The organism is Olleya aquimaris (assembly GCF_003259525.1).
In the GTDB taxonomy this organism is placed as follows: Bacteria; Bacteroidota; Bacteroidia; order Flavobacteriales; family Flavobacteriaceae; genus Olleya; species Olleya aquimaris.
Genome location: NZ_QLLO01000010.1, coordinates 78,618 through 99,234 on the forward strand (window position 1 = coordinate 78,618; position 20,617 = coordinate 99,234).

The 20,617-nt window shown below is 31.4% G+C and carries 21 protein-coding genes; 16 read left to right on the plus strand and 5 right to left on the minus strand.

From position 1 onward, the window contains the following. The first annotated feature begins 88 nt into the window (after positions 1 to 88). The 7 genes from LY08_RS12410 (at position 89) to LY08_RS12440 (ending at position 6,408) form a co-directional block, all read left to right on the plus strand. Positions 89 to 1,051, plus strand: coding sequence for a D-2-hydroxyacid dehydrogenase (locus tag LY08_RS12410; protein ID WP_111660771.1), 963 nt, complete (start codon positions 89 to 91; stop codon positions 1,049 to 1,051). A gap of 112 nt (positions 1,052 to 1,163) precedes the next feature. Beyond that, on the plus strand, positions 1,164 to 1,802 hold the full coding sequence (locus LY08_RS12415; RefSeq protein WP_111660772.1) for a DUF937 domain-containing protein: 639 nt from the start codon (positions 1,164 to 1,166) through the stop codon (positions 1,800 to 1,802). A 100-nt stretch (positions 1,803 to 1,902) separates the two neighbouring features. Continuing rightward, a complete protein-coding gene (locus LY08_RS12420; protein WP_111660773.1) occupies positions 1,903 to 2,334 on the plus strand; it encodes a DUF6146 family protein in 432 nt (143 codons plus the stop codon). 36 nt (positions 2,335 to 2,370) lie between these two features. Further along, positions 2,371 to 2,859, plus strand: coding sequence for a DUF6787 family protein (locus tag LY08_RS12425; protein ID WP_111660774.1), 489 nt, complete (start codon positions 2,371 to 2,373; stop codon positions 2,857 to 2,859). Beyond that, on the plus strand, positions 2,860 to 3,189 hold the full coding sequence (locus LY08_RS12430; RefSeq protein WP_111660775.1) for a hypothetical protein: 330 nt from the start codon (positions 2,860 to 2,862) through the stop codon (positions 3,187 to 3,189). 65 nt (positions 3,190 to 3,254) lie between these two features. Further along, complete coding sequence (locus LY08_RS12435) at positions 3,255 to 5,498, plus strand: TonB-dependent receptor (protein ID WP_111660776.1); 2,244 nt, start codon at positions 3,255 to 3,257, stop codon at positions 5,496 to 5,498. 148 nt (positions 5,499 to 5,646) lie between these two features. Next, complete coding sequence (locus LY08_RS12440; protein WP_111660777.1) at positions 5,647 to 6,408, plus strand: CDP-alcohol phosphatidyltransferase family protein; 762 nt, start codon at positions 5,647 to 5,649, stop codon at positions 6,406 to 6,408. Positions 6,409 to 6,462: 54 nt separating this feature from the next. Here LY08_RS12440 and LY08_RS12445 read toward each other — a convergent pair whose 3' ends face one another. From LY08_RS12445 to msrA, 3 genes are read right to left on the minus strand one after another with little or no spacing between them, the layout of a single operon-like run. Then, a complete protein-coding gene (locus LY08_RS12445; RefSeq protein WP_111660778.1) occupies positions 6,463 to 6,765 on the minus strand; it encodes a hypothetical protein in 303 nt (100 codons plus the stop codon). A gap of 53 nt (positions 6,766 to 6,818) precedes the next feature. Beyond that, positions 6,819 to 7,415: a GTP cyclohydrolase I FolE gene (gene folE / locus LY08_RS12450; protein WP_111660779.1), complete on the minus strand. Its 597-nt coding sequence runs from the start codon at positions 7,413 to 7,415 to the stop codon at positions 6,819 to 6,821. Further along, a complete protein-coding gene (gene msrA / locus LY08_RS12455) occupies positions 7,405 to 7,971 on the minus strand; it encodes a peptide-methionine (S)-S-oxide reductase MsrA (protein ID WP_111660780.1) in 567 nt (188 codons plus the stop codon). The genes folE and msrA overlap by 11 nt, the downstream gene beginning before the upstream one ends. A 175-nt stretch (positions 7,972 to 8,146) precedes the next feature. On the opposite strand from msrA, the gene LY08_RS12460 reads away from it, so the two are divergent. The 5 genes from LY08_RS12460 (at position 8,147) to LY08_RS12480 (ending at position 13,907) form a co-directional block, all read left to right on the plus strand. Next, a complete protein-coding gene (locus LY08_RS12460) occupies positions 8,147 to 10,594 on the plus strand; it encodes a DUF5916 domain-containing protein (protein WP_111660781.1) in 2,448 nt (815 codons plus the stop codon). A gap of 65 nt (positions 10,595 to 10,659) precedes the next feature. Next, positions 10,660 to 11,319 (plus strand): ABC transporter ATP-binding protein, encoded by a 660-nt coding sequence (locus LY08_RS12465; protein WP_111660782.1) that lies wholly within the window; start codon positions 10,660 to 10,662, stop codon positions 11,317 to 11,319. 3 nt (positions 11,320 to 11,322) lie between these two features. After that, on the plus strand, positions 11,323 to 11,880 hold the full coding sequence (locus tag LY08_RS12470; protein ID WP_111660783.1) for a CPBP family intramembrane glutamic endopeptidase: 558 nt from the start codon (positions 11,323 to 11,325) through the stop codon (positions 11,878 to 11,880). Further along, entirely contained in the window at positions 11,880 to 12,644 is a 765-nt protein-coding gene (locus LY08_RS12475; RefSeq protein WP_111660784.1) for a TIGR02757 family protein, read from the plus strand. The genes LY08_RS12470 and LY08_RS12475 overlap by 1 nt, the downstream gene beginning before the upstream one ends. Positions 12,645 to 12,710: 66 nt before the next feature. After that, positions 12,711 to 13,907, plus strand: a complete 1,197-nt coding sequence (locus LY08_RS12480; protein ID WP_111660785.1) for a sensor histidine kinase — start codon at positions 12,711 to 12,713, stop codon at positions 13,905 to 13,907. A gap of 52 nt (positions 13,908 to 13,959) precedes the next feature. Here LY08_RS12480 and LY08_RS12485 read toward each other — a convergent pair whose 3' ends face one another. Next, a complete protein-coding gene (locus LY08_RS12485; RefSeq protein WP_111660786.1) occupies positions 13,960 to 14,286 on the minus strand; it encodes a DUF6799 domain-containing protein in 327 nt (108 codons plus the stop codon). A gap of 104 nt (positions 14,287 to 14,390) precedes the next feature. Next, a complete protein-coding gene (locus LY08_RS12490; RefSeq protein WP_111660787.1) occupies positions 14,391 to 16,286 on the minus strand; it encodes a M61 family metallopeptidase in 1,896 nt (631 codons plus the stop codon). 150 nt (positions 16,287 to 16,436) lie between these two features. On the opposite strand from LY08_RS12490, the gene LY08_RS12495 reads away from it, so the two are divergent. From LY08_RS12495 to LY08_RS12510, 4 genes are read left to right on the plus strand one after another with little or no spacing between them, the layout of a single operon-like run. Continuing rightward, a complete protein-coding gene (locus LY08_RS12495; protein ID WP_111660788.1) occupies positions 16,437 to 18,365 on the plus strand; it encodes a vWA domain-containing protein in 1,929 nt (642 codons plus the stop codon). Further along, on the plus strand, positions 18,362 to 19,612 hold the full coding sequence (locus LY08_RS12500; protein ID WP_111660789.1) for a dihydroorotase: 1,251 nt from the start codon (positions 18,362 to 18,364) through the stop codon (positions 19,610 to 19,612). Before LY08_RS12495 ends, LY08_RS12500 begins: the two co-directional genes overlap by 4 nt. A gap of 3 nt (positions 19,613 to 19,615) precedes the next feature. After that, positions 19,616 to 19,948, plus strand: a complete 333-nt coding sequence (locus LY08_RS12505) for a hypothetical protein (protein ID WP_111660790.1) — start codon at positions 19,616 to 19,618, stop codon at positions 19,946 to 19,948. After that, a complete protein-coding gene (locus tag LY08_RS12510; RefSeq protein ID WP_111660791.1) occupies positions 19,948 to 20,595 on the plus strand; it encodes an alpha/beta hydrolase in 648 nt (215 codons plus the stop codon). The genes LY08_RS12505 and LY08_RS12510 overlap by 1 nt, the downstream gene beginning before the upstream one ends. Positions 20,596 to 20,617 lie beyond the last annotated feature (22 nt).

The following is a 20,617-nucleotide window of genomic DNA, read 5'->3' on the forward strand; positions in this document are numbered from 1 at the left end:
TATTATTAAAAAATATTAATTAACTATAAGTTGAATGTAATTGTATTCAAAACTTTTAACTTTTAACTTTTAACTTTTAACTGTAATAATGAAAGTATTAGCAAACGACGGAATCTCACAAAGCGGAATTGACGCTTTAGAAGCTGCAGGATTTGAAGTCAATACCACAACTGTGGCACAAGAACAATTAGTAAATTATATCAACGATAAGAACATAAGTGTTTTGTTGGTAAGAAGTGCTACTACAGTACGTAAAGACTTGATTGATGCTTGTCCTAGTTTAAAAATCATAGGACGTGGTGGTGTTGGAATGGATAATATAGATGTAGATTACGCCAGAGAAAAAGGTTTACATGTTATTAATACTCCAGCTGCTTCCTCACAATCTGTAGCAGAATTAGTTTTTGCCCACTTGTATGGTGGTGTTCGTTTTTTACATGATGCCAATAGAAATATGCCTCTAGATGGCGATACACAATTTAAAAAGCTAAAGAAAAACTATGCTAAAGGTGTAGAATTAAGAGGTAAAACCTTAGGTGTTATTGGTTTTGGACGTATTGGTCAAGAAGTTGCTAAAATTGGACTAGGTGTTGGAATGAAAGTAATTGCTGCAGATAAGTTTATTGATGAAGCAGATATTACATTAGATTTTTTTGATGGTCAAACCGTTAAATTTAACATCAAAACCCAACCTATGGAAGATGTTTTAAAACAATCAGATTTTATTACCTTACATGTACCTGCTCAAAAAGATTACGTGATTGGTAAAAAAGAATTTGATATGATGAAAAATGGTGCAGCAATAATTAATGCTGCAAGAGGTGGTGTTGTCAATGAAGTAGAATTAGTTAACGCACTTGAAAGCGGAAAACTAGCATTTGCAGGTTTAGACACCTTCCAAAATGAGCCTACTCCAGCTGTACAATTACTAATGAATGGTAGAATATCGTTAACACCTCATATTGGTGCAGCTACTAACGAAGCACAAGATAGAATTGGTACAGAATTAGCTACACAAATTAAAAACTTGTTGTTAGTCGATAAAAACTAACCTTTTATAGGGTAAATTGAAAAATTATCTTTTTTAAAAAGCTCCAATCTTTACAGGGAGCTTTTTTTTGTACCTTTCAATTCCATATAATTATAAATTTAAATTAACAAAAATGGCAGGAATATTAGATTTACTAAACTCTGATTTAGGAAAAACAATTATTAGTGGTGTTTCAGGATCTACTGGAACAGACCAAGACAGAACTGGAAGCGTACTAACTATGGCTTTACCTGTTTTAATGAAAGCAATGGAGCGTAACGCTTCTACTCCAGAAGGTGCGGAAGGACTTTTAGGAGCAATTAAAGGGAAACATGATGGAAGTATCTTAGATAATTTAGGTGATCTTTTTGGAGGTGGAGTTAACGAAGAAGTAGTTAATGATGGAGATAAAATTTTAGGTCATGTTCTTGGTTCTAAAAGAGATGGTGTACAACAAATTATTGGACAAAAATCTGGTTTAGACGCTGGATCTGTTGGAAACATATTAAAAGTTGCTGCTCCTATTTTAATGGGTGTTTTAGGTAAACAAGCTAGTCAAAACAAGGTAAGTTCTACTAATGATTTAGGAGGTTTACTAGGAGGATTATTAGGCGATAATAAAACAACAAACGAACAAAGTTTCTTAGAAAAAATATTAGATGCAGATGGTGATGGAAGCGTTATAGACGATGTTGCAGGAATGGTACTTGGAGGAGCTAAGAAAAAAGGAGGTCTAGCTGGATTATTAGGAGGTCTTTTTGGAAGAAAATAAACTTACTTTAACAATATTTTAAAAAAGTCAAACTAACGTTTGGCTTTTTTTTATGATTAAAAATTCAAATTATTTGTATTTTTAAGAAAAAGCATTGAACATGAAAAATTTTATAGTAGTAGCAGTTATATTAGTAATAGCAATGAGTTGCGGGACTTCTAAAAGCACCTCAAACAAAGATACATCTGTAGCTCAGGTTGGAGACACAATTAGTATTTCAAGCGATAAAACAGAATATGAAATTCTTATCATAGAACCTGGTTTTAATGCTTGGTTAAATAGTATTGCTCAACCCAAAGGATATTACTCTCAAGACTACCTAGAAAATAAAAATATTTTTTACGTTAACGAGTGGAATAGTCGAGTTAATCAACGAAGACGTTTTAACGCAGACTTATATGAGCTACCAATTAATTATAGTCCTACAATAGATTATGGCTACGATGTTAATTATCAATTATATAACTACTTTATTTACTTTCAAAACAAATACAAACAAAATCTTTTAGGTGGTCGCGTACCACCAAATTAAAGCCATTTCAATATATTTGCATGATTAAAAATTGTAATGGAAAAATTTAAAAAACGTTGGGATATCCAACACAATTGGCAACTTATATTTCCCTTCTTAGGCCTAATTGGTCTTTTATATTCTGGATTTAAATTAGCTAAACTATTTACAACCAACACACTACTTATTGTTTTATTGACAATAATCATTTCAATTACTTTACTAAAAGTCACCTTATTTTTATTTAAAAAATTAGAAACTAAATGGAAAGTAACTTACAAATGGGAAATGATTCGCATTTTTATAGTCTTTGCAGTAACCGGAAGTTCTTCATTATTTGTTGGAAGACCATTAATTAATTGGTTAGGAATTACTAAAGAAAACTTAAATGTGACTCTCTATTGGATTTTATATAGTATTATTGGCTTAATATTTTATCAAATATTATTAGTGTTTTTTGGTTGGCTAGCTGGACAGCATAAATTTTTCTGGGAATTTGAAAAAAAGATGCTTCGAAGGTTTGGTTTAGGTAAATTAGTAGATTAATTGAATACACAACAAAATATATTAATTAAAATCCTTTCAGTAGTTGTCTTATTAGCTGTGCTATTTCCTTCTGCTGTAAAATTTGTTCATGTTTTAGAACAACACGAACATGAAGTGTGTATAGATAATAGTACTACACACATGCATGAAATGGACGTGGACTGCGAATTTTATAAATTTAAAATCAATCCAGTTTTTACATTTAAAATAAAGTATGCCGATTTAGAAACTTCTATTCAGAATTACTTAAAAATAACCTCACAATATCATTTTATTAGCACATACCAAAAGCTTGGTATTGCCCTCCGTGGACCACCACAATTAGTATAATTTTTCGATGTTTTCTTCGGAAAACTATTTCTTATTAAACAACATTTATACTAAATATTCATAAAATGAAAATATTATATTTTATGCTATTGGCTTTAGTTTCAACAACTACAATAGCACAACAAACCATATCTGGTCAAGTAACCATTGTAAATTCTTCAGAACCAATACCGTTTGCTAACGTGTATTTTCCGCAATTAGAAAAAGGAACAGCAACAGATGTAAATGGTAACTATACTATAGACAATTTACCTTCTGGGAATCAAAAAATAATCATTTCTGTTATTGGTTTTGAGACTTTATCTCAAACAATAACTCTTCCAACAACTAATAGCTTAAATTTTCAATTAACACCTTCAGCAATTGAAATTGATGAAGTTATATTATCCACTCCTTTTCACCAGTTACAAAGGGATAATGTTATGAAAGTGGAGCAAGAAAAAGTTAGCGAGCTGCAAGCTAAAGGTGCTGTAACACTATCTGACGGAATAACCAACATTGCTGGTGTAGAAAGTGTAACTACTGGACTTAGCATTGGTAAACCTGTAATTAGAGGTTTAAGTAGTAATCGTGTGTTGGTCTATGCTCAAGGTGTACGTTTAGAAAATCAACAGTACGGAGACGAACACGGTTTGGGTGTTAATGATGCAGGTATAGAAAGTATAGAAGTTATAAAAGGTCCTGCTTCCCTCCTATATGGTAGTGATGCTTTAGGTGGAGTTTTATATTTAAATCCAGAACGATATGCTTCGGAAAACGAAAGTTTAACAGATATAAATACACGTTACTTTACCAATACGCAAGGTTATAGTACCAACTTTGGATTTAAAAAATCTGCAAATCAGTTTAAATTTTTAATTAGAGCTAGCCAAGCAGAACATAGTGACTACGAGACCAAAAATTACAGTGTCACTAATACTAGATTTAGAGAACAAGATTTAAAAACTGGTTTGGGTTTTCAAAACACCAATTTTAAAACCGATTTTAGATACAATGTCAATCTAGCCAAAATTGGAATTCCAGAAGAGATAGAAGCACAATCTAATGCTAGAACACCTTTAGAGCCCTTTCAATCCTTAGCTAATCATATTTTAAGCTCAAAAAGCACTTGGTTTTTTAATAACTCTAGTTTAGATGTTAACCTAGGTTTTATTTATAACGATAGAAAAGAATTTGAAGATCATCATCATGAAGATGATCATGATGACGACCATGATGACGACCATGATGATGACCATGATGAAGACATTGACTTAGAAGATGAAGAGCCTGCTTTACATATGAAGCTAAAAACATTTAATTATGATGTAAAGTATAACTTGCCAAGACTTGGTAAATTTGAAACTATTGTTGGACTACAAGGCATGCATCAAGTAAACACTAATTATGGAGAAGAATTACTTATCCCTAATGCATCCACAAATGATATTGGTATTTTAGCAACCTCTCACATCCATTTTGAAACCTTTGATGTGCAATTAGGTGCACGATTTGATAACCGAAACATTGAAATTAACAATAGTATAAACAGACAATTTAATAGTTTTAATGGTGCAGCAGGTGTAAAAGCCAACATTTTAAATAACGTAGTATTACGTTTAAATCTAGCATCAGGTTTTAGAGCTCCAAATTTATCAGAATTAGCCTCAGACGGTACTCATGAAGGGACCAACAGATATGAAATTGGAAATATAGATTTAAACAACGAGCAAAACTTTCAGAGTGATTTGGCAGTAGAATATGCTAACCAGCATTTTGAAGTATTTGCTAATGGCTTTTACAATCATATTAATAATTATATTTTCTTATCGCCTAGTGGTGAAACTATAGACGAAACTCCAGTATTTAACTATTTACAAAGTAACGCAAGATTGTATGGTGGCGAGTTTGGATTGCATTTGCATCCACATCCTTTAGATTGGTTGCATATGGAGTCTAGTTTTGAAACCGTTACAGGACAATTAGAAAATAATGAATACTTACCATTAATTCCTGCAAACAGTTGGACTAATACCTTACGCATAGAGTTTGAAAATAACACCTTTAAAAAAAGCTATGCTTTTGTAAGGTTACGTAGCACTTTTGCACAAAATAATGTAAGTGCTTTTGAAACTAACACACCTAATTATAATTTATTAAGTGCAGGATTAGGTACTACAGTTACACTATTTAATAACCCATTAAGCCTAAGTATTTCTGGTACTAACTTAACTGATACTGTTTATATCAATCACCTTTCAAGATTAAAACCAGAGGGTATTGCTAATATGGGTCGTAACATTAGTTTTGGGTTAAGTTACATATTGTAATATTTTATTTAATTAAATTTTTTTTAAATAATTTTAAATGACAAAAGAGAACAACCGTTCTCTTTTGTCTATTTTTACACTTTCAATCTCAATGTATATAAAATACTAACTGGTATATTCCGCAACACTTTTTTACGTATGACAATACATGTCAAAATTACCACAAGAACATAAATTTATTGATCTTTCAGATTACGGAAGACCCTTAGCAAAACTAATTGCTAATAATTTAAAAAACACCAACTTCACTCCTGTTCACGTCACATTGGCTTTTATAGTGTCTGGCTTAATTGCAGTTTGGTGCATAATTACAGAACAATTTTGGGCTGCAGCTTTCTTTTTAATTTTAAAATCTATTTTAGATGCTGCAGATGGCGAATTGGCAAGAGTAAAAAACACACCGTCTTATACAGGACGCTATTTAGACTCGGTTGCAGATATATTACTTAATATAATCATTTTAATGGCTATTTGGTATATTAGTGAGGCTAGCATCTGGATGACCATCTTAGCATTTTTAGGGATTCAGCTTCAAGGGACATTATATAATTATTACTACGTCATCTTAAGAAATAAATTTGATGGCGATACTACAAGTCGGATTTTTGAAAATAAAATACCTACTGCACTTGAAGGTGAAAAGCAACAACATGTCAATATTCTGTTTAAATTATACAAGGTATTATATGGTCGTTTTGATAAAGCCATCTATTACCTAGACCCAAGAGCAGCATACGGAAAAGTGTTTCCTAATTGGTTTATGACCGCTTTATCTACTTTTGGCTTAGGGTTTCAGTTATTACTAATTGCATTATTATTGGTCCTAGGATTTAAAGATATTATCATACCGTTTTTTGCAATATACACTGTAATGATTTTAATATTTATTGCCATTAGAAAAAGGTTATAAACAAGAAAGCATTTCTGTTTAGAAATGCTTGTGTTTTATTAGTTAGACAATTATTTATTTAACCTCAATTGTCGATTCTTTAGATTTGTTACTAAAAACATATGTATAAAACCACATTAATGTAAAGGATGGTATGACATCTAAACCTGGCAATGCTTCTTCTATAAAAGAAAAAACTGCTGCTATTTTTCCGGTTCTCCCTTTGTATAATTTGGTCATTAACCAAGCAGATGCTGGAGCCCAAACTATATCAGCAAATTCTCCAATTCCTGGGATAATAAAAGAGACATATCCCAATGCATCAAAAAATAATCCTAAAAGTAGTTTGGCGTATTTATTAGTGTTGCTAAAATTCATTTATTTCATTTATAATTCTAAGAATAATAAAGCAAATAGCATTCCAAAAAAATCTAACTTAATTTAGAGTTAATTAGGTTTAAAAATTCTGTTCGCGTTTCAATATTCTCAAAAGCACCTCTAAATCCAGACGTTGTTGTTACAGAGCTTTGTTTTTGCACACCACGCATTTGCATACACATATGACTAGCTTCCAAAACCACAGCAACGCCTTCTGGTTTTAAAGTATCATTTATACAATCTAATATTTGGTGTGTTAAACGCTCCTGTACTTGTAAACGTCTAGAAAACACATCTACAATTCTGGGTAATTTACTTAAACCTACAATATGTCCATTTGGGATGTAAGCAATATGTGCTTTTCCAAAAAAGGGTAAAATGTGATGTTCGCAAAGCGAATAAAACTCAATATCTTTTACAATAACCATATCATTGTAATCTTCTGCAAACATAGCACCTTTAAGTATTTTGGCTGCATCTTGAGCATATCCTTGCGTTAAAAACTGCATAGCTTTTGCTGCACGTTCTGGTGTTTTTAATAACCCTTCACGATTACTGTCTTCGCCTAAATCTTCGATAATCTTTTTATAACGGTCTTTAACATCGTCGGTAACCTTAATGTTATACTCTTCAAACTTTTTATATGGCATCTTTTGGTGTGTTTTCTTTTAATTTATTTTTGTAATACTTTTTAATTTTATTGATTTTTGGATCAATAACAAACTGACAGTAAGAAGCTTCTCTGTTTCTGTCATAATACGTTTGATGATTGTCCTCTGCAATGTAAAAAGCACCTAATTCTGTCACTTCTGTAACAATTGGATTATCAAAAACTTTTTCTTGTTCTAGTAGTTTGATAAAAGCTTCTGCTTGCTCTTTTTGTGTTTCAGAATTATAAAAAATAGCCGATCGATATTGTGTACCAACATCATGTCCTTGTTTGTTTAAGGTAGTAGGATCATGAGTTGCAAAAAAGATTTCTAACAACTCTGTATAACTGACTATGTCTTCATCATAAAATATTTGAATGCCTTCTGCATGACCAGTTCTTCCAGTACAAATCTCTCTGTAGGCAGGGTTTTTAATTTGTCCTCCTGTATAACCAGAAATTACTTTTTCTACCCCTTTAATTCTTAAAAACACCGCTTCGGTACACCAAAAACAGCCACCAGCAAATGTTGCAATTTGTAAATTTTTGTTTTTCATATTGTAAAAATAACTAAATCTGTTTAGGATAAGTATGTAATTTGGTAAACAAAATGGAGTTTTAACGTTTAATTATGACTTTAATTTAGCATCAAAATTAGTTTTGCAGTGTCATACTGTAACAATGTAAATAAAACGAAGTCTTTAAACAGTAATCATCAATCAAAAAAACCAAATGAGAATTTATCTAACTTTATTTTTCGCTTTAGTAATTTCTTTTCAAATCAAAGCTCAAGACAAAAAAACATACCATATTGAACGTACTGATACACCTCCAAAAATTGATGGTGTTTTAGATGACAAAGCATGGATTAATGCTCAAGTTGCTACAGATTTTGTTGAATTTAGACCTGATGTTGGCGATACTGCTGCAGAAAACAAAAAAACCAAAGTTAAAATGACTTATGACGACTCTGGTATTTATGTAGCAGCTTATTGCTATGATAATCCGCAAGATATTATGCGTCAATTTACCCAACGTGATAACTTTGGGCAGTCTGATTTTTTTGCTGTTATTTTTAATCCAAATAACGATGCACAAAACAACACCGAGTTTTTTGTATTTAGTTCTGGTACGCAAGCAGATGCTGTAGAAAGCCCAAACATTGGTGAAGATTTTGGATGGAATGCAGTTTGGGAAAGTAGCGTTAATATTGTAGATGATGGATGGATTGTTGAAATTAAAATCCCATATCGTTCGCTTCGTTTTACACAACAAGAAGACCCAACTTGGGGTATTCAATTTCATAGACATTATAGAAAAACTCGCGAGCAAATGACTTGGAATGCTGTAGATGTTACCAAAGGTAATATAGGCTTATATAATGCAGAGTTAAAAGGAATAAAAAACATAACACCACCAACTAGGCTAAGCTTTTTTCCGTATGCTTCTGGGCTAGTCAGTACTTTTGATGGCGAAACCGATACCGATTTTGCTGCTGGTTTAGACATTAAGTATGGTCTTACAGAAAATATAACGTTAGATGCCACTTTAATACCAGACTTTAGTCAAGCTGGTTTTGATAATGTCCGATTAAACTTAGGACCTTTTGAACAACAGTTTGCAGAACAACGACAATTTTTTACAGAAGGTGTTGATTTGTTTAGTAAAGGAAACTTATTTTATTCTAGACGTATTGGAGATAGACCATCTGGAAGACCTGATTTGGATAGTAACGAATCTGTTGAAGAGTACCCTGAAAAAGTACAATTATTAAATGCAGTTAAAGTCTCTGGTCGTACTAAAAATGGACTAGGTGTAGGGTTTTTTAATGCTATTACTAAAAAAACTGAAGTGTCTATAATTAATAATGATACTGGAGAAAAACGTAAGCAAATAGTAGAACCGTTGGCTAATTATAATATTATGGTTTTAGACCAACAGTTTAATAAAAATTCTTCTGTAACTTTAATTAATACCAATGTAACAAGAAATGGTGACTTTAGAGATGCTAATGTTACTGGTTTATTATTGGATGTGCTAAATAAGAAAAATACTTATGGTGTTGTTGGTCAAGTAAAAATGAGCACATTTAACGATGTGGCAAATAAAGAAAATGGATACAACGCCTTTTTTAGAGCAGGAAAAGCAAGTGGAAAAATTAGATATAGTGTAGACTATAGCTATGCAGATGAAAATTATGATATCAACGATTTAGGAATTTTATTTAGAAACAATTATAGCAACTTTGGTGCAGATGTAAGCTACCGTATTTTTGAACCTACTAAAAGGTTTAATCAAATGTACATTGGTAGCTGGGTAAATTATAGACAATTAGCAAATCCTAATACCTACACTGGTGCAAACACGGGTTTTAACTTTAATGCGCAATCCAAAACCCTACATAATTTTGGGTTTAATGCCAATTGGAATATTGGTAAACAATATGACTTTTTTGAACCAAGAAATGGATTTGATAGTTATTTTGTAACAGAAGATTATGCGCAAACCAATATGTGGTTATCTACTAACTATAATTTGTTTTTTGCGTTAGATGCAAACTTTGGGTATGGTCGTTTTTTTAATGATGATCGAAAAAACTTTAATAATACATGGTTTGGACTTAATCCAAGATTTAAATTTAACGACAAATTTTTAATGGTTTTAGGCTTTAATTATGATAACTCTACTGCAGATAGAGGTTATGTAAATGGACAAGAAGTAGAAGACCAAATTATTTTTGGACAACGTGACCGTGTGGACATGACTGCTAGTATTTCTGGTAGCTATAACTTTAACCCATTTAAAGCTTTAACACTAAGTTTTAGAAATTACCTTAGCACAGTAACTTATGATCATAACATGTACCTGCTTGAAACAGATGGATCGTTAACAAAATCTAATGTATACACAAAAAACACAATTAGCAGTAATCCAGATTTTGATCCAGATATAAACTTTAATACGTGGAATTTAGATTTAAGCTACACATGGCAATTTGCACCTGGTAGTCAGTTAACAGCATTATACAGAAATCAAATTTTTAATTTTTCTAACAACTCTGAAGCTGGTTTTTTTGACAGCATGGACGATTTATTTAAGCAAGAGCAACGCAATACGTTTTCTTTAAGGTTAGTCTATTTTATAGATTACAACGATTTAAAAAACGTATTTAAAAGCTAAAGCAAATCCAGATATTGTTGCCTAATAATTTATAAAGTAGTAATTTCCGTACTTTATAATTGTATATGATTCAAGCAAAAAACATTCATAAATATTATGGCGATTTACACGTTTTAAAAGGTGTAGATGTTCATATTAAAAAAGGAGAAATTGTTTCTATTGTTGGTGCTTCTGGTGCAGGAAAAACAACTTTACTTCAAATATTAGGGACTTTAGATTTTATTGAAAATAAAGCTGAAAGCAAATTAATTATAAACAATACATTAGTTACTGGTTTAACCGAAAAGCAATTAGCACAATTTAGAAACACCCATATTGGATTTATATTTCAGTTTCATCAATTATTACCAGAATTTACTGCACTAGAAAACGTGTGTATTCCAGCTTTTATAAAAGGGACTTCTAAATCTGAAGCAGAAACACGAGCAAAAGAATTACTAGACTTTTTAGGCTTATCACACAGATATAATCACAAACCTAGCGAGTTATCTGGTGGAGAGCAACAACGTGTGGCTGTAGCACGTGCTTTAGTAAACAATCCAGAGCTTATTTTTGCAGATGAACCCTCAGGAAACTTAGATAGCGAAAGTGCAGAAAACCTTCACAATTTATTTTTTAAACTGCGTGATCAATTTGGTCAGACCTTTGTAATAGTAACACACAACGAAGAATTAGCAAATCTAGCTGACCGAAAACTAACCATGATAGATGGTAAAATAGTGTAACACATGAAAGCATTATTTTATTCCATTTTAAATTACGTTAAAAACCCACGTTTAAAACAACTTACACACATAACTATACAACAAAAGTTAAGTATTGTATTTACATGTGTACCTATTTGTATTGGTTTAGGACTTGGATTTGGATTAGTAATTGTGGTATTAGAAGCTTTAGGTGTATACGATTCAGACACACATGCTATAAACAAGCTATTAGAAGAAGAATCTCCTGCTTACATTTTATTTACAGCGGTAATATTAGCTCCTGTTATTGAAGAATTTATTTTTAGAGGTCCATTAACTCTTTTTAATAAAAAGTACTTTAAAATCGTCTTTTATGCATTTGCTATTTTATTTGGCTACGTGCATATTATTAATTTTGAAATTACAACACAGGTTATTCTTTTATCTCCTTTGTTTGTTGCACCTCAAATTATTATTGGATTAGTTTTTGGTTACATTCGTGTCCGTTTAGGTTTAGCATATGCTATGCTATTACATGCTTGTTACAATGGTGTATTAATGATTCCTTCTCTGCTATTTATGGAACAAGCTTTAAAGTAATGAACACAAAAGACCTTAAAAATTTTTTAGACTCTAAAGTAGAGCAATACAATACTCCTAATTTTATTGAAAGTGATCCTATTCAAATTCCACATTTATTCACTAAAAAAGAAGATATTGAAATTGCTGGATTTTTAAGTGCTACCATTGCATGGGGAAATCGAAAAAGCATTATTAATAATGCACATAAAATGATGCAATTGTTAGATAATAATCCTTTTGATTTTATAATGCATCACCAAGAATCTGATTTAGAGAAACTAGAGTCTTTTGTACATCGTACATTTAATGGAATAGATTTTATAACTTTTATTAAAGGATTACAGCATGTTTATACCAATCACAACGGATTAGAAGCAGTATTTGCTAAATATGCACAAAAGGATAGTTTACAAGCTTCTATACATTATTTTAAATCTGTTTTTTTTGAGGTTGACCATTTACAACGTACACAAAAACACATTAGTGATCCCTTAAAAAACAGTGCAGCAAAACGTATTAATATGTTTTTGCGATGGATGGTTAGACCTAGTAATACCAATGTAGATTTAGGTATATGGACTAGCCTCTCTCCTGCTCAACTCTCATGTCCTTTAGATGTACATTCTGGAAATGTCGCTAGAAAATTAGGTTTACTAAATCGCAAACAAAATGATGGTAAAGCGTTAGCAGAATTAGATCAATCTTTAAGACAGTTAGATCCAAATGACCCTGTAAAATATGATTTTGCATTATTTGGTTTAGGGGTTTTTGAAAAGTTTTAACATATTTATTGCAATTTATTCATATTTTAGCCAGTGTGTATTAAATGTAAATAATAAATTAACTAAATGATTAAACCTGAGGTTCCTCACAACGAACGTGAGCGTCTTTCCTGCGTAAAAAAATACCAATTATTAGATACTCTTCCAGAAAGTGATTTTGACAATATTACTAGTCTAGTAGCAACTATTTGCGATGTTCCTATCTCATTAATAACTTTATTAGATACCGATCGTAATTTTTTAAAGTCCCATCATGGAGTAGATATACAAGAGTCTCCTAGAGATATTTCTTTTTGTGGTCATGCTATACTACAAGAGGAAGATATATTTATTGTAGAAGATTCCAGAAAAGATATCAGATTTAAAGACAACCCTTTAATTGATAATTTTAATGCTATTTTTTATGCTGGTGTACCTTTAAGAAATGAAGAAGGATTAGCTTTAGGCACATTATGTGTTTATGACCATAAACCTAGAACCCTTTCAGATTTACAAAAAAAAGCAATGCTAACTTTTGCTAAATTAGTTATAAATTTATTTGAACTTAGGCTAAATAATAGATTGCTAGACGAAGCCAAATTAGAATTGACCAACCGTAATGCAGAACTCAATAAATTTGCTAGTCACGTCTCACATGATTTAAAATCACCATTAGCTAATATTATTTCATTAACCCAGTTTTTAAAGGATGAAGAAGGTAATACATTAACTGAAAACTCAATAGAGTATATTAATTTTATTGAAGAATCTGCCGAGTCTTTAAAAAATTACATTGATGGTATATTAATTCATTACAAAGCCAATGAACTTGTAAATGCTGATAAAGAATACATAAGTGTTAAAAAATTATTTGAAGACGTACAACGTATCTATTTATTGGATAATGAGCATTATAAAACAGAAAATGCAGATCAAGATGTGTTTATTAACAAAGCTGCAGTTACACAAGTATTATTAAATTTAGTTGATAATGCTTTAAAATATAATAATAAGCCCAATCCAAAAGTTACACTTGTATTTTCTAAAAGTAAAAACTATTACAAGTTTAAGGTCATTGACAATGGAAATGGAATTGCACCAGAAAAACAAGATGAAGTATTTAAACTTTTTAATACTAATAATCAAATAGACGTAAAAGGAAACAAAGGAACTGGTATTGGATTATTTACAGTTAAAAGTTTGGTAGAAAAACTTGGTGGTATAATTAAATTAACCTCTGAAGTAGTAAAAGGAAGTGTTTTTGAATTTACTATAGCTAAATAAAAAAAGCCTAATCTTTAGATTAGGCTTTTTTTATATTTTAAAATGAGTCTTATCAGGATTTCCTCATATGTTTTACTAATTTCTTAGTTAAGGTTTCTTGGTCTTTGTACAAAGTACCACTCATCCCTAAGCACTGTCCATCTTTTAATTTAGCGGTATCACCATCTTTTGTAATGTAAGAACCATCTGTTTTTACAACTGTACCATTGTTAAGTGTTAAATCTGCTTGTAAAGGCGCAACACCATCTACAGTGTAATGAAAGACTTTACTATCTAAAAGTATCACGTAATTAGCATCTTCAAGTTTGTTAGCTTCTTGAGCCATTACAGAGTTTGCACCTAAAAATAAAGTAAATGCAATAAGAATTAATTTTTTCATTGTTATGTGTTTTTAAGTTTATTAGCTGAGAGTATTTATAATTTGTTATAAATCATCACTAATTTAAACAATTCAACTACTGTGCCAAACTAATTTACAATAAATTATCCTTTAAGCCAAGCTTGTCTAATAGCTTTTTGAGCTTCTGTAGCATTTGGATCTTCAGCTAATTTACTTCCTGTAGTATAAGATTGTGTTGTTTTAGTCTTAATAACTATTTCTTGACCTCCTCTATCTAAAACAACATTTATATCTGTACCAGGTTGCCACATATACATACTTGTTAAAATCTGTTGTGCTGTACTTAGGTTTAATTCTTTCCCATCTACAGATTTAATCACATCTCCAGGTAACACACCATTCTCTGCCCAAAAACTATTGTCTTTTACTGCTTCGCTAAATGGAATAGTCATTGTCTCTCTATTTGGTGCAAATATTAAAACACCATCATTTTGGATATAGTTAGTTTTTACTCGTCCACTATCCATGGTCAATCCAACTTTCTCAAAGAATTTAGAGTAATCTATAGGTGTACCACCAACAACATGTGTATTTAAAAACTCGCCAACACTAGGGTAAGTCATTGCAGTAATTTCTTCAATTAACTTATCATCTTCAAAGGGTTTGTTTTTTCCGTATTTGTTTGATAATTCTTTCATTAAAGATAAAACACCTCTGTTTCCGTTACTTTCTTCACGCATTAAAATGTCAATACACATCCCAATTAAGGCACCTTTCATGTAAACATTATAGTATTGTGGTGCATAAGGATCATCTAACACATTTTCACTCATTTCGGTAAAACTCATACTGTCATTCATATTAGAAGCAGTTTGGATTTTACTTAAAATATCACCATAGAATTCTTCTTCATCAATTAACCCTTGATCTACCTGAAATAAGGTTGCAAAATATTCTGTTACACCTTCATACATCCATAAATGCTTAGAGAATGTTGGTTGGTTGTAATCAAAATAATGTACGTCTTCTGAGTGCACACTTAAAGGCGTTACAATATGAAAAAACTCGTGTGATACTACATCTATCATGCTTTCGGCTAAAGCTTCAAAAGGCATACTTTCGCTTAAAACCACAACAGTAGATGTGTGATGTTCTAAAGCACCAAATCCTTTTGGTGATTCTGGCTTTCCTTCAGATAAATATAAATAGATATCATATCTAGGCGTGCTATTAATGTCTCCTAAATAGGCTTTTTGTGCTTGCATCATTTTTTCCATTACAGATTTAATTTGTGCTGCACTATGTACTTTATTTGGAGAATAAACACTTAATACTATTTTAATATCACCAACTTGAAACTCTTCTACATCTAAATCACCATAAAACATTGGGTTATCCGTAATATCAAAATAACGTGGAGCAAAATAACTTGAAGTCACTAACTGACCATCTTTACTAGTTTTCTTACCTGTTTCTTGTAGCGCAGAAGTACGCTTAAAACTTGCAAGAGCAGTCACGTCTAAGCTATATTGGCTGTCTTTTAAATTATCAAAATACCCAATAAAACCATGTAAATTTAATACGTAGTTAGTTGGTTCTATATTTGTTCCAGCTGGAGAGAATGGTACGTCACCTCCTATTCCACCTCCTGAAGCTGCTTCTTGATCAAACGTATCGTTAGCATTATAGGTAATGTAATCTAATTCTGTTGCATTAGAGATTGTCCACGTGTTTGTATCTACTTTGTTTGTAGCTAATTCGTTTCCTTTATAATCAAATGCTTTAAAATCGTCTATGTATTTACCAAAATCGCTTACAGAGTACGTCCCTTGTACTACTCTTGGCAATCTATAGGTTACTGTTTCTTCTGTAAAACGTCCTGGATTAATAGTTACAGGAGCTTTGTCGTTAACAACTTTAGATAAGTCTATAGTTGTTGCAATTGGAGTTTGAGACGCTAATGGGTCTAAAGTTTTTGTTCCACCACAACCCACTAATAAAAGTCCTGCTGCAATAGTTGTTACTAAAAGTTTTTTCATTGTATGTTATTTTGTTAATGGTCTTGGTTAAAAGACGTCCAAATGTAAAATTTGTTACAGAATCAATACACTAAGATTTTGTTAAAATGTTAATTTGCAGATAGCAATTATATAAAAGCAATTATTATCTTTGACAAACTTTAAATTTAAATGCAGTTTAAAAACCCAGAACTTCTTTACGCGCTTTTCTTACTGCTTATTCCCATTATTGTTCATTTATTTCAACTTAGAAAATTCCAAAAGGAATATTTTACTAATGTTGCCTTTTTAAAGAAAGTACAATTACAAACCAGAAAAAGCTCGACCATAAAAAAATGGTTAACCCTATTAACTAGGTTATTACTATTAGCTGCTATAATTATTGCGTTTGCACAACCTTACATCTCTAAATCTGAAACCTTTAATACAGAAAAAGAAACAGTAATTTATCTTGACAATTCTTTTAGTATGCAAGCTAAAGGTGATAAAGGCGAGTTATTAAAACGTGCAATACAAGACTTAATTAACAATATTCCTGATACAGAAAAACTGTCACTAATTACCAATACAGAGAGTTACAGAAATACAACTATTAAAGCCATTAAAAACGAATTACTACAACTTAATTATTCGTCCAATCAATTAACCTATGATGCTGCTTTGCTTAAAGCTAAAAAAGCATTTTCTAGTGATAGCAATACCATTAAAAATTTGATATATATATCAGATTTTCAACAAAATACAGACGATTTTAATATAAAAAAAGATTCAAGTATTACTTTAAATTTAGTTAAGTTAACTCCTGTAAACAAAAGCAATACATCTATTGATAGTTTGTACATTTCAAAACAAGACGCTAGCAATTTAGAGCTTAATGTTGTTTTAAAAAATGATGGCTCAGATATTAAAAATTTACCTGTTTCCATTTATAATAATAACAACTTATTATCTAAAGCGTCTGTAGATTTAAGTGAAGAAACTAGTACTATTTTCACGCTTCCTAACAATCAAATTATTAATGGAAAAGTAACCATTGAAGACACGCAATTACAATTTGATAACACGTTGTATTTTAATATAAATACACCTTCAAAAATTAATGCGTTAGCAATTAGTGATGCAAATGCAGATTATTTAAGTCGAATTTTTACTGAAGACGAATTTAATTTTACATCAAAATCAACCAGTACATTAGATTACAGCTTATTTGATACACAAAATATTATTGTGATTAATGAGATTGAAACCTTGCCAGAAAACCTGACTACTGCTTTAAAAGCCTTTACAGACAGAGGTGGATCTGTTGTTTTTATTCCTTCCTCTAAAGGAAATGTATCAGACTATAACACATTTTTACAACGCAATGGGTTTTCTCCTTTTAGCAATCTAGTCACTTCAGAAAAGCGTATAACAACCATAAACTATTCGCATCCACTATACGCTAATGGTGTGTTTGAAAAACGTGTAGACAACTTCCAATACCCAAAGGTAAATAGCTATTATCCACAAGTTAATAACCAAGCCTCTAGCGTATTACAATTTGAAGACGCTAAACCATTTTTATCGCAAAAAGGGTCTGTGTATGTGTTTTCTGCTGCCATAAACAGCCAAAACTCTAATTTTAAAAACATCAATTTAATAGTTCCTACCTTTTATAATATTGCCAAGCAAAGCTTAAACACCTCTACATTGTATTACACCATTGGAAACAATAACAGCTACGATGTTGCAGTTAATTTACAACAAGATGCTGTGCTTACTTTAGTAAATGGTGAGGATAAGATAATTCCAGAACAGAATTATTTTAATAATAAAGTAGTTATCAAAACCAATGAAACACCAGAAAAAGCAGGTATCTACGATTTAAAAAACAACTCAGAAATTATTCAAAACGTTAGCTATAATTACAACAGAAACGAAAGTAATTTAACCTACATCAACCTTGATAATTTAGAGTCTGCAACAGTTAGTAATTCTATTACCACTGTTTTTGATAACATAAAAAACGATGCTAAAGTTAACGAGTTATGGAAATGGTTTGTAATTTTAGCACTAGTTTTATTGATTATAGAAATGCTCATCTTAAAATATTTTAAATGAACGTCTTAATAAAAACCGCAACCATTATTGATCCATCCAGTAAGTTTCATAACCAAACTTGTGATGTATTAATTGAAAAAGGTAAAATTAGCAAAATTGCTAAAAGCATTAAAAACACTAACAATTACAAAACAATCGACTTAGAAAATCTACACCTTTCTCAAGGTTGGTTTGATAGTAGTGTATGTTTTGGCGAACCTGGATTTGAAGACCGAGAAACTATTGAAAACGGATTAAAAACCGCTGCAAAATCAGGATTTGCAAGTGTTGCATTACAAGCCAATACCAATCCTATAATAGATAGTAATGCAGATGTTGCATTTTTATTATCTAAAGCGCAAAACCATGCAGTTAATTTATTACCTATTGGTGCTTTAACCAAAAACAGTGAAAGTGTTGATTTAGCAGAGCTTTTTGACATGAAAAATGCAGGAGCAGTCGCATTTTCTGACTACAAAAAACCTATAAAAAATCCTAATTTGCTTAAAATTGCATTACAATACGCTAGCAATTTTGGTGGTTTAGTGTGTTCGTTTCCTTTAGACACTCAAATAGCAGGAAAAGGAATGGTTAACGAAGAATTTACCAGCACATCCTTAGGACTTAAAGGCAGTCCAAATTTAGCCGAAGCCATGCAGGTTGCAAGGGATTTGTTTTTATTAGAATATACAGGTGGAAAGCTTCATATTCCTACAATTTCTACTGCAGAAAGTGTTGAATTAATTAGACAAGCCAAAGCTAAAAAATTAGATGTATCCTGTAGTGTAGCGATTCATAATTTATGCTTAACAGATAGTGTTTTAGAGCAGTTTGACACCAATTATAAGGTCAATCCACCATTAAGAACTCAAACCGATATTGACGCATTAATTGAAGGACTAAAAGACGGAACTATAGACATGGTAACTAGTGACCATAACCCATTAACCATTGAAGATAAAAATGTAGAATTTGACCATGCAGCTTATGGTACCATTGGGTTAGAAAGTGCTTTTGGTGCGTTAAATAACTTATTTTCTACTAAAAAAACCATACAATTATTAACTAAAGGAAAATCTAGATTTGGTCAAGACCAAACGACAATAAACGAAGGAGAAATAGCCAACTTAACGTTGTTTAATCCAAATACTAAATACGCTTTCGCGGAAACTAATATCGTTTCAAAATCTAAGAATAGCGCGTTTTTAGGACAAGAATTAAAAGGAACAGTCTACGGAATCATTGCCAATAACAAAACTGTATTATAACCTATGAATCAACAAACAATAGAAGAAGGAAAATCGTTAGCTGTAATTAGTTACCTCACCATTATTGGTAGTATTATAGCCATAATTATGAATGGCGAAAAGAAAAACGAGTTTACCAGTTTTCATAACAGACAAGGTCTTGGATTATGCCTACTTTGGATGCTAATTGGTTATTTTGTTAGTCAGTTTGATAATTTGCAAATCTCAATTGCATTTTGGGTAAGTATGGGATCGTTATTGTTTTTAGGTGTTATGACAGCTATTAATGGCTCGATGAAGCCTATCCCTTTTATTGGTCCATTATTTCAAAAACTATTTAAAGGATTAGGACAATAATGGAACACTTTAATTTACACCACATCACCAGACCTTCGTCTTTATCTGAAAACGCACCTTTACTCCTCCTCTTTCATGGTTACGGAAGTGACGAAAACGATTTATTCAGTTTTGCTCAAGAGCTACCAGAGGAGCTGTTTATTATTTCGGTAAGAGCGCCTTACCCAATGCAACCATACGGAAATGCTTGGTATGCTATAAACTTTGATGCCGAAAAAGGAAAATGGAGCGATAACGAGCAAGCCAAACAATCCAGAGATTTAATTGCTACATTTATAGATCAAGCGGTTGCTAATTATCCTGTAAATAAGGATAATGTAACGCTTTTAGGTTTTAGTCAAGGGACTATTTTAAGCTACGCAGTTGCACTAACGTATCCAGAAAAAGTCAAAAATATTATTGCGTTAAGCGGTTATATAAATGAAGATTTATTTGATGTTAAAGATGCAGAAGCCTACCAACATTTAAGCTTTTACTGCTCTCATGGAACTGTCGACCAAGTGATTCCTGTAGATTGGGCAAGACAAGCACCTAAATTTTTAGAAGCTTTAAACATCAAACACCAGTACAGTGAGTTTCCTGTTGGACATGGTGTAGCACCACAAAACTTTTATGAGTTTAAAGATTGGTTGGTGGAGTTGATATAGGAAAATATATTATTTTATTAAT

Excerpts from the sequence above, each read along its gene's own strand:
- LY08_RS12485 (WP_111660786.1), bottom strand. The coding sequence starts at position 14,286 with ATGAAAAAATTAATTCTTATTGCATTTACTTTATTTTTAGGTGCAAAC.
- msrA (WP_111660780.1), bottom strand. The coding sequence starts at position 7,971 with ATGAAAAACAAAAATTTACAAATTGCAACATTTGCTGGTGGCTGTTTT.
- LY08_RS12500 (WP_111660789.1), top strand. The coding sequence starts at position 18,362 with ATGAACGTCTTAATAAAAACCGCAACCATTATTGATCCATCCAGTAAG.
- LY08_RS12475 (WP_111660784.1), top strand. The coding sequence starts at position 11,880 with ATGAACACAAAAGACCTTAAAAATTTTTTAGACTCTAAAGTAGAGCAA.
- LY08_RS12490 (WP_111660787.1), bottom strand. The coding sequence starts at position 16,286 with ATGAAAAAACTTTTAGTAACAACTATTGCAGCAGGACTTTTATTAGTG.
- LY08_RS12420 (WP_111660773.1), top strand. The coding sequence starts at position 1,903 with ATGAAAAATTTTATAGTAGTAGCAGTTATATTAGTAATAGCAATGAGT.
- LY08_RS12445 (WP_111660778.1), bottom strand. The coding sequence starts at position 6,765 with ATGAATTTTAGCAACACTAATAAATACGCCAAACTACTTTTAGGATTA.
- LY08_RS12410 (WP_111660771.1), top strand. The coding sequence starts at position 89 with ATGAAAGTATTAGCAAACGACGGAATCTCACAAAGCGGAATTGACGCT.
- LY08_RS12435 (WP_111660776.1), top strand. The coding sequence starts at position 3,255 with ATGAAAATATTATATTTTATGCTATTGGCTTTAGTTTCAACAACTACA.
- LY08_RS12510 (WP_111660791.1), top strand. The coding sequence starts at position 19,948 with ATGGAACACTTTAATTTACACCACATCACCAGACCTTCGTCTTTATCT.
- LY08_RS12465 (WP_111660782.1), top strand. The coding sequence starts at position 10,660 with ATGATTCAAGCAAAAAACATTCATAAATATTATGGCGATTTACACGTT.
- folE (WP_111660779.1), bottom strand. The coding sequence starts at position 7,415 with ATGCCATATAAAAAGTTTGAAGAGTATAACATTAAGGTTACCGACGAT.
- LY08_RS12415 (WP_111660772.1), top strand. The coding sequence starts at position 1,164 with ATGGCAGGAATATTAGATTTACTAAACTCTGATTTAGGAAAAACAATT.
- LY08_RS12505 (WP_111660790.1), top strand. The coding sequence starts at position 19,616 with ATGAATCAACAAACAATAGAAGAAGGAAAATCGTTAGCTGTAATTAGT.
- LY08_RS12440 (WP_111660777.1), top strand. The coding sequence starts at position 5,647 with ATGTCAAAATTACCACAAGAACATAAATTTATTGATCTTTCAGATTAC.
- LY08_RS12460 (WP_111660781.1), top strand. The coding sequence starts at position 8,147 with ATGAGAATTTATCTAACTTTATTTTTCGCTTTAGTAATTTCTTTTCAA.
- LY08_RS12480 (WP_111660785.1), top strand. The coding sequence starts at position 12,711 with ATGATTAAACCTGAGGTTCCTCACAACGAACGTGAGCGTCTTTCCTGC.
- LY08_RS12495 (WP_111660788.1), top strand. The coding sequence starts at position 16,437 with ATGCAGTTTAAAAACCCAGAACTTCTTTACGCGCTTTTCTTACTGCTT.
- LY08_RS12470 (WP_111660783.1), top strand. The coding sequence starts at position 11,323 with ATGAAAGCATTATTTTATTCCATTTTAAATTACGTTAAAAACCCACGT.
- LY08_RS12425 (WP_111660774.1), top strand. The coding sequence starts at position 2,371 with ATGGAAAAATTTAAAAAACGTTGGGATATCCAACACAATTGGCAACTT.